Origin of the sequence: Picosynechococcus sp. NKBG042902, from assembly GCF_963864045.1 — a bacterium.
Lineage (GTDB): Bacteria > Cyanobacteriota > Cyanobacteriia > Cyanobacteriales > MRBY01 > MRBY01.
Genome location: NZ_CAWLTV010000077.1, coordinates 53,634 through 69,027, shown reverse-complemented (window position 1 = coordinate 69,027; position 15,394 = coordinate 53,634). Strand labels below are relative to the sequence as shown.

Annotated in this window: 12 protein-coding genes; 8 read left to right on the top strand and 4 right to left on the bottom strand. The window is 52.5% G+C overall.

What is annotated here, in order from left to right:
* Nucleotides 1-32: 32 nt before the first annotated feature.
* Nucleotides 33-1,124, bottom strand: a complete 1,092-nt coding sequence (gene rseP, locus AACR41_RS15420; protein ID WP_030005851.1) for an RIP metalloprotease RseP — start codon at nt 1,122-1,124, stop codon at nt 33-35.
* A gap of 185 nt (nt 1,125-1,309) precedes the next feature.
* On the opposite strand from rseP, the gene AACR41_RS15415 reads away from it, so the two are divergent.
* The 7 genes from AACR41_RS15415 (at nt 1,310) to AACR41_RS15385 (ending at nt 10,526) form a co-directional block, all read left to right on the top strand.
* Entirely contained in the window at nt 1,310-2,572 is a 1,263-nt protein-coding gene (locus AACR41_RS15415) for an efflux RND transporter periplasmic adaptor subunit (RefSeq protein WP_045441402.1), read from the top strand.
* 28 nt (nt 2,573-2,600) lie between these two features.
* On the top strand, nt 2,601-2,918 hold the full coding sequence (locus tag AACR41_RS15410; RefSeq protein ID WP_030005849.1) for an ArsR/SmtB family transcription factor: 318 nt from the start codon (nt 2,601-2,603) through the stop codon (nt 2,916-2,918).
* Nucleotides 2,919-2,993: 75 nt separating this feature from the next.
* Nucleotides 2,994-4,133: an ACR3 family arsenite efflux transporter gene (gene arsB, locus AACR41_RS15405; RefSeq protein ID WP_012306220.1), complete on the top strand. Its 1,140-nt coding sequence runs from the start codon at nt 2,994-2,996 to the stop codon at nt 4,131-4,133.
* Between the two features lie 16 nt (nt 4,134-4,149).
* Nucleotides 4,150-4,548: an arsenate reductase, glutathione/glutaredoxin type gene (gene arsC / locus AACR41_RS15400; RefSeq protein ID WP_030005848.1), complete on the top strand. Its 399-nt coding sequence runs from the start codon at nt 4,150-4,152 to the stop codon at nt 4,546-4,548.
* Nucleotides 4,549-4,663: 115 nt separating this feature from the next.
* Nucleotides 4,664-7,858, top strand: a complete 3,195-nt coding sequence (locus AACR41_RS15395) for an efflux RND transporter permease subunit (RefSeq protein WP_030005847.1) — start codon at nt 4,664-4,666, stop codon at nt 7,856-7,858.
* A 69-nt stretch (nt 7,859-7,927) separates the two neighbouring features.
* Nucleotides 7,928-8,371 (top strand): VOC family protein, encoded by a 444-nt coding sequence (locus AACR41_RS15390; protein ID WP_030005846.1) that lies wholly within the window; start codon nt 7,928-7,930, stop codon nt 8,369-8,371.
* Between the two features lie 382 nt (nt 8,372-8,753).
* Nucleotides 8,754-10,526 carry a TolC family protein gene (locus AACR41_RS15385; protein WP_030005845.1) on the top strand — a complete coding sequence of 591 codons (1,773 nt, stop codon included), beginning with the start codon at nt 8,754-8,756 and terminating at the stop codon, nt 10,524-10,526.
* 3 nt (nt 10,527-10,529) lie between these two features.
* Here the strand turns inward: AACR41_RS15385 and AACR41_RS15380 are convergent, their stop codons facing one another.
* Nucleotides 10,530-12,299, bottom strand: a complete 1,770-nt coding sequence (locus AACR41_RS15380; RefSeq protein ID WP_030005844.1) for an N-acetylmuramoyl-L-alanine amidase — start codon at nt 12,297-12,299, stop codon at nt 10,530-10,532.
* A gap of 73 nt (nt 12,300-12,372) precedes the next feature.
* The gene (locus AACR41_RS15375; protein ID WP_012306214.1) at nt 12,373-13,647 is read right to left on the bottom strand and encodes a glutamate-5-semialdehyde dehydrogenase; all 1,275 of its coding nucleotides are present in this window, start codon (nt 13,645-13,647) and stop codon (nt 12,373-12,375) included.
* Nucleotides 13,648-13,908: 261 nt separating this feature from the next.
* Between AACR41_RS15375 and AACR41_RS15370 the strand changes: the two genes are divergently transcribed.
* Nucleotides 13,909-14,106: a hypothetical protein gene (locus AACR41_RS15370; protein WP_012306213.1), complete on the top strand. Its 198-nt coding sequence runs from the start codon at nt 13,909-13,911 to the stop codon at nt 14,104-14,106.
* Nucleotides 14,107-14,189: 83 nt separating this feature from the next.
* Here AACR41_RS15370 and AACR41_RS15365 read toward each other — a convergent pair whose 3' ends face one another.
* Nucleotides 14,190-15,383, bottom strand: a complete 1,194-nt coding sequence (locus tag AACR41_RS15365; protein ID WP_030005843.1) for a homocysteine biosynthesis protein — start codon at nt 15,381-15,383, stop codon at nt 14,190-14,192.
* Nucleotides 15,384-15,394: the final 11 nt, after the last annotated feature.

Here is a 15,394-nt window from a genome sequence, read left to right as displayed (position 1 = left end):
TAACCAGCGTTAACCCCTACAGAACAAAGAAATTAACGGATTAAATTTTGGAAAAAAGCCAGATTGACGGTGTCGCGCACGATGAGAAAAACCCCAAGGCCAAGTAACAGGACTAAGCCCGTTTGCATAATGTTTTCCTGGAGGCGCATCGGCAGAGGTTTCCCGCGAATTCCTTCTACTAGGAGAAAGGCCAGTTGGCCGCCGTCTAAAGCGGGTAAGGGCAAAATGTTAATAATCGCCAGGTTAATGCTAATGAGTGAACCAAATTGGAACAGATTACTCAGATCATCTTTTGCTAAATCGGCTCCCACCGCCACGATCGCCACGGGGCCAGCCACCTGTTGGGCTGTTTCTTGGAAATTGAAGATGAGTTGACCAAAGCCTTGCACTGTGAGACTGGCAAGCCGCTGAAACTCCCGGGAGCCTGCCTGGAGGGCCGCAATGGGATTACCGGCACGGTTGCGCACAATTTCACCATTGGGAGCTAACATCACCCCAATTTTCCCTTGCCCATCACTCCCCGCATCGGGGGTTACATCTACAGTGAGCGTTGCTGCGCCCCGTTGGAGTTGCAAATTAAGGGTTTCGTTGGGAGCCTCCTGAATCAGCACCCGCAATTCCTCAAGGGCGGCTTGGCCACTGGGGAGGGTTTGGCCATTAACAGCCAGAACAATATCTTCGCTTTGAATACCTGCTGCGGCTGCTGGGGAGTCTACTTCGGTTAATACTTGGGGAATGCGTACACCCGGTTGATAGTTAATATCTTGAAAACCCACGGTGCCTGCCTGTACCACGAGGAGGAAGTAGGCAAAAATTAAATTGGCAATGACCCCGGCACTGATCACGATCGCCCGGTCAAAGACGGGACGATTGCGCAAGAGGTTCGGGTCTTCTGGGGGGATATCACTGTCTGGATCATCATCGGGGAAGCCCACATAGCCACCGAGGGGAAAGGCGCGCACCGCATACTCGGTTTCTTTGCCTTGGTATTTGAGCAGGGTCGGCCCAAAGCCAATGGAAAAGCGGTTGACATGGATATTTTGAAGTCGGGCTGCTGAGAAGTGACCCAACTCATGGATCACGATGAGGAGTGCCAAAACTGCGATCGCCGCCAGTACGGACATAACGTTCTCTTGATGTTGTAGTGATTTTTTATGTTCTAGCTATTGTAGGCGATCGCCATCGGAGTTATGGGAGAAAGACCTGGGTGAGCGGCAGCCTCAAAATTGAGATGTTAGAATCAGCGGCGACAAAACCTTTAAGAAACATTAAGTTTTTTGCCTGCTATTCCCCTCCTTGGTGCTCTCCTATGGCTCAGCAATTTAATCTCCCCATCGGTGCCTGTTTATCCCTAACCCTGGCCTTTGTTTCGACAGGATGCGCCCTCGAACAAAATAGCAATGCTCAACCGGCGGGCCGCCTAGAACAGTCAGACCAACCGCCCCTAGTCGAGGTGGCGATCGCCACTGGGACAGAAACAGCCCCCACCGCCAGCTATACCGGCACCACCATGGCCCTGAAACAAGTGGTAGTCCGCTCCCGGGTCGAAGGACAATTACTTACCCTCAATGCAGATGTGGGAGATTTTATCCGCCAAGGTCAACTGCTCGCCGCCGTGGAACAGGACTTACCCCGCACCGATGTCAGTGAAGCCCAAGCTGAACTGGCCGCCCGGCAATTTGAAGTAAAAGAAGCAGAATCCGTTCTTGCCGAAGCCAAAGCCCAGGTAGAACGGAACCGGGCCGAACTCAAACAAGCCGAAGCCGATGCCCGCCGTCTCCAACAGTTAGCCGAAGCGGGGGCGATCACCGCCCAACAAGCCGAGGTTGCCCAAACCCAGCAAGCCACCGCCGCCCAGGTACTAAAAGCCAGCCAAGAACAAGTCATTACCCGCCAACAGGCGATCGCCGCCACCAAGCAACGGGTGACGGCCCAACAAGCGATCCTCGCCCAGGCCCAAGAACGCCTCACCTATACCCAAATCACAGCGCCCCAAAGTGGCATTCTCCTTAGTAAGCAAGCCGAAGCTGGCGATACGATTCAAGGGGGGCAAACCCTCGTCGAAATTGGCGATCTGAGCGCCATTAAAGTTGAAATCCAAATTTCTGACCGGGATCTGAGTCAATTTGCCCAAGGTCAACGGGTTAATGTGGCCCTCGATGCCTTCCCTGGGGAAACCTTTCCCGGCGAAGTCACCCGCATTTCTCCTGTGGCCGATGCCGCTGCCCGCTTAATTCCCATTGAAGTGACCATTCCTAATCCCGCAGGAAAAATTGCCACGGGGTTATTGGCGCGGGTCAGCCTTACAGATCCCAACCTCACCACCACGGCTGTCATGATTCCCGCATCCGCCCTCACCACGGGTAGTAATGCCAACCAGACGACGGTATTTGTGCCTGTTACCCAAGGAGAAACAACAACTGTGCAAGCGCGTCCGGTGCAGGTCGGCCCCGAAGATAATGGCATGGTCGCCATCTTGAGTGGCCTCAGTGCCGGGGAACGGTATGTTGTCCAAGGCGATCGCCCCCTGGAAACTGGACAAACAGTCCGCTTAAGTTTGCTGTCCGAATAACCATAAAGCATCAATTATTTTTGATTTAATGTCCCTCACCCAAGACCTAACCTTAATTTTGCAGGGCTTCAAAGCCTTAGGAGATCCCATTCGTTTGGAGATCCTGGAACGGTTGCGCGCCCAAGAATTATGTGTGTGTGAATTGTGTGATGTCTTGGATCTAAAGCAGTCTAAACTTTCTTTTCACTTGAAAATCCTTAAAGAGAGTGAGTTGGTACTGACCCGACAAGAAGGCCGCTGGATTTACTATCGGCTGAATTTGGCCCAATTTATCGCCCTAGAATCTTATTTGGCAGCATATCGGCGTTTTGGGGAAATTTTACCTGCTCGTCCCTGTGCTGATTAAAACCTCAATCCAGAATATAAATCAATTTTTTTTGATATATTGAGTCCTGTAAGCCTCAGCAGGATTTTTGTAGTCATGGTTAAAACCAAGGCGGTGCAGGCAGGGGGGCAGCTCAATATATTTGAGAAATACCTGACCCTCTGGGTGGCCCTTTGTATCGTTGCGGGGATTTTGCTCGGTCGTCTCTTTCCGGCGATCGCCCAAAGCCTCGATGCCCTCAGTCTCTACAATGTGTCGTTGCCGATTGCGGTGTGTCTGTTTTTTATGATGTACCCAATCATGGTGAAAATTGATTTTTCCCAAGCCGTCAAAGCAGCCCAAACGCCAAAACCAGTGACCCTCACGTTGGTGATCAATTGGTTGATTAAACCCTTTACGATGGTCTTTTTTGCCCAGTTTTTTCTGGGGTATTTATTTCGGCCTTTGCTCAGCGCCACGGAGATCATTCGGGGGACAGAAATTGCCCTGGCGGATTCCTATATCGCGGGTTGTATTCTGTTGGGAATTGCCCCCTGTACGGCGATGGTGCTGATGTGGGGCTATCTGTCCTACAGCAACCAGGGTCACACCTTGGTGATGGTGGCAGTAAATTCTTTGATGATGCTCTTTGTCTATGCGCCCTTGGGGAAATGGCTCCTGGCGACGAATAATCTGACGGTACCTTGGCAAACCATTGTGTACTCGGTTTTGATTTATGTGGGCTTACCGTTAGCGGCGGGCATCTTGAGTCGGCAATGGCTGCTGCGTCGCTATGGTCGGGCCTGGTTTGAAACCCAGTTTTTGCAGTTTCTCACCCCGGTGGCAGTGCTGGCATTACTAACAACTTTGGTACTGCTCTTTGCCCTCAAGGGGGAATTGATCATTAATCAACCCCTCCACATTCTGCTGATCGCCATCCCGCTCTTGATCCAAACCAATGTCATTTTTGCGATCGCCTATGTTGCGGCCCAGAAGTTGGGATTTACCTATGAAGATGCAGCTCCAGCAGCCTTGATTGGGGCGAGTAATCATTTTGAGGTGGCGATCGCCACGGCAGTGGTGCTGTTTGGGTTAAATTCTGGGGCTGCCCTCGCCACGGTGGTGGGGGTTTTGATCGAAGTGCCAGTGATGTTGATGTTGGTGAAGGTGTGCCAGAAAACCGCCTTTTGGTTTCCCCGGGAGCCGGAAAAAGCGACGCTCCCCGATCCCCGTTGTCTTAATTCGTGCAATTTTTAGGGAAGCAAAAGCTGCCATGAAAAAAATTATGTTTGTCTGTCGGCGCAATTCCTGTCGCTCTCAAATGGCGGAGGGTTGGGCGAAACATCTCGGTGCAGACAAGGTGATCGTCCACAGTTCCGGTCTCGAAGCTTCGCGGGTCCATCCAGGGGCGATCGCCATCATGGCTGAAGTGGGTCTTGATCTGACGCCGCAAACCTCTAATGCTTTAGCCGAATTTAACCCAGAAGATTACGATGCGGTGATTTCCCTCTGTGGTTGTGGGGTCAATCTGCCCGCCGCCTGGGTGACACGGCCCCTCTTTGAAGATTGGCAAATTCAAGATCCCGATGGGCAGCCTCCCGAAATTTTTCGGAATGTCAGAAATGAAATACAAGAACAAGTCAACCGGTTGCTAAAAAAGTTAACATCTTAGGGTGATTTGCAGGAGGTAGCGGTTTTTTGGCTAAATTGACAAATTTTGAACCAAAGATGGCTCCCTAATGTCTAAAAAGTAGCTTCTTCTTGTCCAATTTCCCGGTACATCCGCCATGAGCGCAAAATCAAATCTAAGCTTGACGACCCTCGCCATCCGGCGTCATATCGGCACCCTGATGTTGGCGATCGCCGTCGTGGTGATGGGATTTTATGCCATCTTCAGGATGCCCGTGGATTTACTCCCTTCCATTACCTATCCGCGTATTGGTGTACGGGCTGATGCCCCTGGGGTCGTCCCCGCAGTGGCCGTTAACGAAATTACCAGACCCCTCGAAGAAGCCCTCGCCGCCACGGAAGGGGTGACTCAAATTTTTTCCCAGACCAGGGAAGGCCGGATCAGTATCGATCTCTTTTTTCAGCCTGGCGCCGATGTCGATCAAGCCCTGAACGACACAACAGCAACCCTTAACCGGGCGCGCAATTCCCTCCCCGACAATATCAGCCAACCTAGGGTATTTAAATTTGATCCGTCCCAGTTGCCTGTCTACGAGATGGCCTTAACCTCCAGTACCCTAGCGCCGGTGGATCTACGAATTTTTGCCGATAATGACCTGGCGCGAGAATTAATCCGGGTGCCGGGGGTTGCCAATGTGGATATTTCCGGTGGGGTTGAAGAAGAAATCCAAGTCAACCTCGATTTAGAACGCCTCCAAGCCCTGGGTTTAGATGTCCCCACCGTCCTCAACGCCCTGGGGGAACGAAACCAAGATGCTTCTGGTGGTTTACTGCGGGGCGGTGATCAAGAATCCCTCACCCGCCTGTTGGGACAATTTAATAACGTAACGGAAATTCGTAACTTACCGATCCGCCTGGGCACCCCAGAAAATCCCCAGACGATCACCCTCCAGGATGTGGCCCAGATTACGGATGGCACGGTGGAGGAGCGGTTAGTCGTTACCCTCAATGGCCAACCAGCGGTGAAGGTGAGTGTCCAGAAACAACCCGATGCCAACACGGTGCAAGTGGTGGATGGGGTGAAAGCGAAGTTGGCAGAACTGCAACAATCCGGCCTGATCCCTGCGGATATGGATCGTACGGCAACCTTAGACGAGTCGGTGTTTATCCGCAGTTCAATTCAGAATGTGGCGGTTTCAGGACTGACCGGGGCAACCCTCGCGGCGATCGCCGTTTTATTGTTTCTAGGCTCAGTACGCCAAACCCTCATTATTGTTTTGTCTATTCCCTTGGCGACGTTGACGGCACTGATCTTGATGTTTACCTTCAATCTCTCCCTCAACGTGTTTAGTTTGGGGGGCCTAGCCCTGGGGGTCGGGGTCGTGGTGGATAACGCCATTGTGATGCTCGAAAATATCACCGCTGGGGCCGAAAAAGTGAAATCCGAGCATGGTTCACGCCGGAAACTGCAACGCACCGTCGAAGCCAGTAGTCAGGAATTGGAATCGGCCCTATTTGCCTCGACGACGACAAACCTGGTTTCCGTGTTGCCCTTTCTGTTGGTGGGGGGCTTTTTAGCGCTGATTTTTAGCGAACTGATTCTAACTATCAGTTTCTCAGTGGCCGCTTCTCTGATTATTGCTCTGACGGTGGTACCCGCCCTTTCTTCACGACTACTCGCGGTACGTTGGTCAAGCAATCTTCAGCGGGCGCTGCCGATTCAGTGGTTTGGTGCTTTTATCAGCCGTTTAACGACCCTCTATAGTCGCGTTTTGGGCCTGATTCTGCGGCGGAAATTATTGGTGATTGCCGGGGCGATCGCCATTTTTGGGGGCAGCAGTTTGTGGATGGTGGGCCAATTGCCCCAGGAAATTTTACCCCGGATCAATACAGGCCAAGCGGAATTACGGGCGGCCTTCCCCCCAGGCACTACGGTCGAAGAAAACCGCACAGTCATGCAAGCTGTAGAAGAGTTGCTGCTCGCTCAACCAGAAACAGAGTATGTTTTTACCACTTCCGGGGGGGCTTTATTCGGCACTTCAACGGTCAGTAATGCCCTACGGGGATCGAGTAGTGTCACCCTCAAAGCTGGTAGCAATGTCCAAGCCTACACCGACCGCGTCAATCAGCTCGTGGCCGAACAAATTCCGGCGATTGGCACTTCGATTCGGATGCGACCGGGCAGTGTGCGGGGCCTGATTTTGAGTAATTCTCCGTCCCGGGCCGATGTGGATGTGATGCTCCAAGGTGCAAATACAGACATCCTTGAGCAGGCGGGAGAACAGGTTTTAGCTGCCCTTGAGTCCCAGGCAACCCTCGCCAGCTATGAACCCGATGCGGCGCCTCCCCAACCGGAAGTACAAATCCGCCCCGATTGGCAACGGGCCGCCGCCCTAGGACTTTCTGCCGAAGCGATTGGCAGCACGATTCAAACGGCCCTCGATGGCTCTGTGCCCACCCAACTGCAACGGGGCGATCGCCTGGTGGATATCCGTGTCCAACTCGAACCCCAGACCATTCAACGGGCCGCCCAATTACGGAGTATTCCTTTATTTACCAGCACCCGACAACCAGTACAACTGGGGGATCTCGCCACCATTACCTCCGGTGATGCCCCAGGGGAAATCCAACGCATTAACCAGCGACAGGTGTTGATCCTCGAAGGAAATCTCGTCGAAGGGGCCAGCCTGAGTGACGCCCTCAGCGAAGTAAATCAAATCATTGCTGGTCTTGAGTTGCCAGCAGGGGTGAGCCTCTTGCCCAGTTCGGCAGCAGAAACCAATCGTCAAATCCAACTGGCCCTCCAACTCCTTGGGGGGATGGCGGCTTTCCTCGTGTTTGTGGTGATGGCAGTGCAATACAACTCCCTCATCGATCCGTTGGTAATCATGCTGACGGTGCCCCTAGCTTTGGCAGGCGGCATTTTGGGTCTATTTGTTACCCAAACGGCAATTGGGGCGACGGTGATTGTTGGGGCGGTGCTCTTGGTGGGGATTGTCGTTAACAACGCGATCATCATGGTAGAACTGGCGAACCAAATTCGAGAACGCGATCGCCTTAGTTACCGGGCGGCGATTTTAGAAGCTGCTCCCCAGCGTCTCCGGCCGATTCTTATGACAACAATTACGACGGTCTTGGGCTTATTTCCCCTGGCCCTGGGCATTGGCGAAGGCTCAGAATTTCTTCAGCCTTTGGGGATTGTGGTCTTCTCCGGCCTTTCTTTGGCAACGGTGTTGACCCTCTTTATTATTCCCTGTTTTTATACCCTGCTCCATGAACTGGGTACCCCCCGCACCAAGCGTCCCCGCCCGGTGGTTGTAGAAGAAGAGCTGCCGACTAAAGTCCTACGTTAGGGCCGAAAAAGTGCTGAGAAAAATCCCTCTACAATGGGGAAATGATCTTCGTTATGAGAAAAAATTGCCATGGGCGATCGCCTCCTGTTTCACCTTGCAATTCCGATTACTGACCCAGTTGTCGCCAAAAAATTCTATGCCGATGCCCTCGGTTGCACGGTGGGACGAGAAAATAGCGGGGCGGTGATTTTTAACTTCTTTGGTCATCAACTGGTGGCCCATGTCACCAAGGAACCCCTCCGCCCCCAAAAGAGCGTTTATCCGCGCCATTTTGGTCTAAATTTTCTCGATGAACAGGATTGGCAACAGGTCTTAAATCGGGCAGAAAACTATCAACTCTCCTTCCGCGATCGCCCCCGTCTCCGGTTTCCAGGAAAATTAACGGAACATCGTACTTTTTTCCTCGAAGATCCGTTTTTTAATCTATTGGAATTCAAATGGTATCGCCATCCAGAGGCAATTTTTGGTGGTCGAGAAATCACCGAAATTGGCGATCGCCCCGAAACTCACTAGGTTTTGCTTTGAGATTATGCGGCTTTAGTAAGTTGCATCACTGTTATTGATGCCGTTGGTCGTCAAAAAAATAAAGGGGCAAAAATCGCCCAATTTAAGTGCTTTATTTGGTGACGACATAAAAGCTTGTGGGATGCGCAGCTAACGCTTAACCACGGCCAATGCCATTCAATTACAGAAAAATTGCAGGCATTCCAATGGTTTGTTTCAGTTCTTCTGGTTAGATCAATTGGTTTTTGCCGGAGGATTTAGTGACAAGTAGTAGTTTAAAGTTTTTTGACTTAAACTAAGTCATTAGCTCCTAGGCCGCGCAATTTTTCCCGTTGCCAAGCTCGCTAGTGGGCAATTTTTAAACTATTTTCAGCTGGACCCTTAGAAGCTAATGTTCGCTTTTCGAGATTTTCTTACTTTCAGTACCAGTGGCCTCGTGGTCCTCTCTGGTGGTGGGGTGGCGATCGCCCAAACAACCCCGCCGCAAATCGCTACGCCAGAGCCTCCCGTCGGTCAGGCCCCCCAGGCGCCATTGCCACCATTGGCCACTCCTGGCGTTGATCCCCTCGATACAGCAGCCTTTTTACCCAGCCTCGGTGGTCTCAGCAAGCCCACAACCCTGGCGGCTCTGCCCCTACCTGCCGCAGATCTCGATTTAACGCCGACTGCTCACCTCGGCACCATCCAGGCCCCTGCGCCCCTCCTCGCCCAGGGAGATGCCACAGAAACCCCCTCAACAACGGGAGTCGATGTAACGCTGCCCACCGCAGAGACAAACCCGACAATTCCCCTTGTGCAACCCTTACCGCCGGATCGGGTGATTAATGAAGATCTAAATCAGCTTCTAGAACCCATTGAGAATCCGGCAGTGACAGTCCCCCAGGAGGCCACAGCGGTGACGGCTGATAATGTTGTTGACCTCACCCTAGAAGAAACAATTCGTCTGGCCCTAGAGCGCAATGAAACACTCCAGGAAGCCCGTCTGAACTACGACCGATCAGAGGAATTTGTGCAAGAGGCGATCGCCGCCGAATACCCAAACCTCAGCAACCAATTCGACATTACCCGCACCGACAGCGCCAACGGAGAACTCCAGGCCCGGAACCTAGGCAGAGACAACAACGCGACCACAGCGATCAATGGCCGTCTCGAAGTCAGCTATGACATCTATACCGGGGGGCGTCGCTCTGCGCAAATTGAAGCGGCCCAGACCCAATTGCAAATTGCCGAACTAGACATTGAGCGCCTCACCGAAGAAACTCGTCTAGCCGCTGCGGTGAACTATTACAACCTCCAGAGTGCCGACGCCCAGGTGGTCATTGAACAAAGTTCGGTGTTTGATGCCACCCAGAGTTTACGGGATGCCACCCTACTAGAACAGGCAGGCTTGGGCACAAAATTTGATGTGTTGCGGGCCGAGGTCGAACTCGCCAGCGCCCAACAGCGGCTTACCAGGGCTGAAGCCACCCAAAGAACCGCCCGGCGTCAACTGGCTCAACTCCTGAGTTTGGAGCCGACCATCGATCCCCGCACCGCCGATGAGATTAACCTCGCTGGAAGATGGGAAATTTCTTTAGAAGAAACCATTGTTCTGGCACTGCAAAACCGCCAAGAATTGCGCCAGCAGCTCCTCCAGCGGGAAGTTGATGGTTACCAGGAACGGATTGCATTGGCTGCCGTTCGACCTTTAGTCAGCGTTTTTGCGAATTATGATGTCTTGGAAGTGTTTGATGATAGCCTTGGCCCCGCCGATGGGTTAACGGTTGGGGCCCGGATGCGTTGGAATTTCTTTGATGGGGGTGCAGCGGCCGCCCGGGCAAATCAAGAAAAAGTTGATCAGGCGATCGCCGAAAATCGTTTTGCTAACCAAAGAAACCAAATTCGCCTGGCGGTGGAAACAGCCTACTATGACTTTGAAGCCAGCGAACAAAACATCACGACGGCAGCCGCCGCAGTCACCTTAGCAGAAGAAAGTTTACGCCTGGCTCGTCTGCGCTTTAATGCGGGGGTCGGCACCCAAACCGATGTGATCTCTGCCCAAACGGGTCTGAATACGGCCCGGGGCAACTATCTCCAGGCAGTCACCGATTACAATCGTGCCTTTGCCCAACTGAAGCGGGAAGTCGGTTTAGGGGATGCGGTGATCGCCCCGGCGGCTCCCTAGGGATTATTGAGCGATCGCCTTGGTTTGCAGCCAGGTTTCAATTGCCTTGGCGATCGCCCCGGCGAGTTCTTCCTGGGCCTGGGGATCGGTAATCCACTCAAACTCCGTGGGATTAATCATAAAACCCAACTCCATCAAGACCGCCGGAGCTTCCTGGGGCCGGGTCAAAGCCAAGTTATTCCAAAAAACACCATAACTGGGACGGCCTAACTGCGTCGTTAAGTCGTCGTGGAGAAACTGCGCCAGGTCATGGGCCTGGGGATGGTACCAAAACATTCCGATGCCCACCGTATTTTCTGCGTCCCCCGCATCGGGCAGGGCATTGTAATGGACAGACAGAGCCAAAGTGGGCTGGAGGTCACGGATCGCGGCCTGGCGATCACCCAAGGATAAATCTTGATCCGTGGTACGGCTGAGGATTACTTCCGCGCCCTTGGCTTCTAGTTGTTTTTGAATTTTTTGGGAAATGAGCAAATTAATTGCTTTTTCAGGGTAGCCCGTTGGCCCCAAGGCACCGGATTCAGCCCCCCCATGGCCAGGATCGAGCCAAATGGTCGCGCCCCGGAGCGAATTCCCCTGGAGTTGTGGTGGGTGCCGGAGGGACAAAATTAAATTGCTGCCTTCATAGCGGAGCGAATGGCCCCATTGTTGGTCTGTTTTGAGGCGGAAATCATAGCGGATCGTTTCTGGATCAATCTGCGCCCAGTCGAGGCGGCGGATAATTGGACTTTCGTCTAGGTAAATGGTGTCGGTTTGGGCGATCGCCTGGTGGAGCGTCAGGCTAAAGGTGTCATCATTTTGACTGACGGTAACTGGTACGGGCCTTTGGAGGGGAAAAATGACATTTGTTTCTGTGGCGGTGGTTTGCGATCTCAGGCTGCGAATCAATGTTGTCGGCGGCACTGCACCCTGGATCGGTCTGGTCTCCGAAGCGCGAATCCAAGCGCCATAGTCTAAACGCAGCCAATCCCCTTCTTTACCAGTAACCAAGGCTTGGGTTCCCTGGGGCAAAGGCGTGAGGCGGGAAAAATTGGTACTGGGGCCTGTGCGGGCCACCCCAGCTAAACTGGTGACGGCGATCGCCTCAGTATTTTGGGCGTCTAAAATTTCTACACGACCAGGGCTGGTGGCGGTACTGGTTTGCCCCTGGACATTCATCTGGTAACGGGCTTGGCCGAGGTTCCCGCCTTGGGTAAAGCGCTGACAGCCCCCATAGGTTCCCGTAAAAACTTCGGCGGGGGCTTCATTCTCTAGGGTTAAGACGGCGGCATTGCTGGGCAGCGTCACCGTGGTCTGGGGTTGTAGGGGAAAAGATTTTCCGCCGAGGGCAACCCTAACTTGGGCTTGGGCTGGCCCCTGGACTTGGAAACAAATTGTCTCGTCGGCTTGCCGGGCAATATCCACCGCCGGGAAAGGGGCTTCGAGTTGGTTGGGCGGCATTGTATTGTTAGCCAAACGCTCAACGGTGAGGGTTTTTGTTTCCGTCTGTCCCGAAGGCTGACGATAGGTCAGGGTGATTTGGTTTTGACCTACCGCTAAGGGCAAACTGGGGGCAAAATGACCCAAGTCACTCCGGGTAATCGGTTCACCATTGATCGCCACGGTGCCCGCCGCTGGGGCTGAGCCAATCAAGAAAATCTGGGTGGCGCTGGTTTGGTGATTGTTTGGGGGGTAGACCAGTTGGAGGCGATCGCTTTGGCGGGGAAACTGGGCGATCGCCGGAAAGGTCAGGGCCACGGCAATACCAGAACTGAGGGCGATCGCTTTAAACATAAATCTTGTCCTTAACTTTTTAAGCTTACAAAGGCCATCTCCATTGAGACAGCGTTCTTTGAGGCGTTGAAACCTAGAGGGTGCTATCCCCCTGAACCACCTGTTTAATGGTCGTAAAACTTTCGAGGCCAATTAAACCCCGGCGATTTCCCTTTTGGTTCGAGACCCCAAGAAATACCGAATCGCTCCCCAGGGGATGACGCGAAAAACAAGGGGAGGCATTGATATAGATCAAAGCACTATCGAGGCCCATGGAAAATTGCCGACTTTCATGGTAGGACTCCGTGACAATACAATCAGCATGGCCACCGGAGTTGCAATTAATTTCAGTGATAGCTGCGGCCAGATCCGGCACCCGTTTAAACGCCACAATTTTCTCCAAATAAGCCTGTTGCCATTCTTCTTCGGTACCGATGGGGGCGAGGTGTTCAGGAAATTCTTCGACGAGGGACGCATCCCCCCGTAGCTCAAAGTCTTGTTCTTGGAGGGATTTAAATAGACTAATTAAATGGGATGTTTTCTGCTCAGGACACACCAGGACTTTTTCGATGGCATTGACGGCATCGGGTTCGTAATTATGGCTGTCTTGGATCACCCAACTGGCCAATTCCAGATCACCACTGGGGGCGAGGTAGAGGTAGCAATTGCCTACGGTGGTTCTCAGGACAGGGGTGGTGGCGTGTTGCACCACCTGTTGAATCATGTTGGGACGGCCATAGGGAATGATCAGGTTCAAGTAGCGATCCTGGGCCACTAGCTGTTGTACGGTACAACCTTCCTCAGAAGAGAGAGATTCTAAACAGCCTGCGGGTAAGCCCTGGTCAGCAAGGGCCGTTTGCATAATCTCAGCGATCAGGTGATTGGTATGGCTGGCATCACCGCAACCGCGAATCACGAGGCTATTGGCTGTCTTTAAACAAAGTCCAGCGGCGATCGCCCCTAATTCGGGCAAAGCTTCATGGATCAGACAAATCACCCCCAGGGGCATCCGTTGAGAGTAGGTCTGATAACCACTAATTTGATAGGTCGCATTTTTCACCCGTTGCAGCGGATCGGGCAGTTTTGGCAGTTGACGCAGCAGACGCACTGTTTTTTGCAGCCGTTCGGGGGTCAACTTTAACCAATCCAGAATCAACTTTGGCACGGCCATTTCGCGGCTGGCCTCTAAATCTTTGGTATTCGCTTCGAGGATGACGGAAATATTGGCCTCTAGGGCGGTGGCGATCGCCTCAATACCCAGATGACGTTCACTACCTTTGAGTAACTCTAATTCTAGGGAAGCCTGATGGGCCCGCTGCAAGGCTGCCGTAATCGGATCACTGCTCTCTAACGGGGGAGTAGATGCCATTTGATTACCCATGAAGTCCCAATGTACTCGCGAAAGTTTGCGTAAAGCCTCACCAGATCATACTGATTGCCCTAGGGGATCGCAAGAACCTGCCAGCTAGCAAGGTTGCTTTCTCCCAACTTTTTTTGTCAAAAAGGCCAGTTGCTCTTATTAAAATATGTTTTCTGTATCAAATTTTACAGAAAATAAAATATAATGAGGTAGGGGACAAAGCATAAAACACAAATCCCCCGTGTTTCGCGGTCGGTCAGGAGCAAAACCATGAGAACCCAACAACAAGCCCGTGCATTAATGATGCGCCATCACCACGCCATTAAAAATCGTCAAATGTCCCTCCTGAACCGTTCTGCCACAGAAATCGGCATGGCACCAGAAGGAGACTATCAAGGCACGATTCAAGGTAAACTTCCCCGTCAAGTGCGTGCGGACTATGGCCCTAGTCATGCCACCATGAGCTAGCAAAATTTACTGGGAAAATTCTGTTTTCTAAAAAATGATCGATGGTCACCGCCGTTTCAGGATGGTGGCTTTTTTCGGCAGTATTACAAACGCTGGCTCCATTGGTCTTGGGATAAAAAGGGGCGATCGCCACTGATGGTTGCCACGGGTTCGGTGAGGGTAAAATCTCCGGCTTGAATCCATTGTTTGAGGGTTTCTGCCACTTGATCCGCGAGATATAGACTCGTGACCGGCGCGACTTTTACGGTTTTTCCCTCAATGGTTAATTTCCCAGTTTTGAGCTGGCCATAGCTCACCAAACCAAAGGTGGGCCGCACCCGGCGCGGAATCGAAAAATCCATCACCGGGGCGACAATTTCTTTATCTTGGACGGCACAGTGGGCGATGACTTCCTCGTGGAGAACTGGTAGGGGCACCCCCACGCCCAACATTAAAGAAGGGCCGTACTTGGTGAAATAACAACCCCGTACCCACTTGGGATCCATTTGTTTTGCGTCGCCAATCAAAGCCAAGGTGGAGGCTGGCCCCAGGGGGGTGCGATTGCCCAGACGTTTCTGGAGGGGAAAATGCTGGGTGCCTTCCCAGGCCACATAACCAATACCGCCCCCCAAGAAAATTTTGCTGCCGACCCCAATTAACTCTAGATCGGGATCATTTAACAAAGGAGAAATTGCTCCAGCACAGGCATAGACGGCATTTCCCAAATGGGGCTGGAGGGGGCCGAGGTAAGTATAGAGGGGGCGATCGCCACCGTTAACACCCACAATAAAATTTTGATAAAGATTGCGGGGATTGAATAGATAAAACTGATTAATTTGATCTTTCGTGAGGGTATTGTCCCAGGTGGCGCGCGGATAACAATCGGTCACATGGCCCAGGGCATGGAGATGGACGGTTTTACCCGCGATCAGATCTTCAATCACATGGCCACCGCCTTTCTGGGAGAGGGGGCGATCGCCAATTTCCGCCGCTTCATTTTCCAGGGGATCTTCCATCATGGTTGCCCCTAGGTAAATATCCACCGCCCCCAGACCAGGATAAGCAGGCACCCCATTGAGCCAGCATTTGCGAATTTTAATGGGGGGATCCGTATGGCCCAGGTTGAGCATTGCTCCCGAAGATTCCATCGGCTCAAAGGTACCCGTAGTCACCACATCAACGGTTTCAGCAATTTTTTTGATGCCCCATTCCGCCACCCGTGCTTTCACTTCAGACACCGTCCAGACAACGGCCTGGTGGGAGAGAATCTTGTCGTTGATGCTGGCGATCGTTCTCATGGTTGAACAGA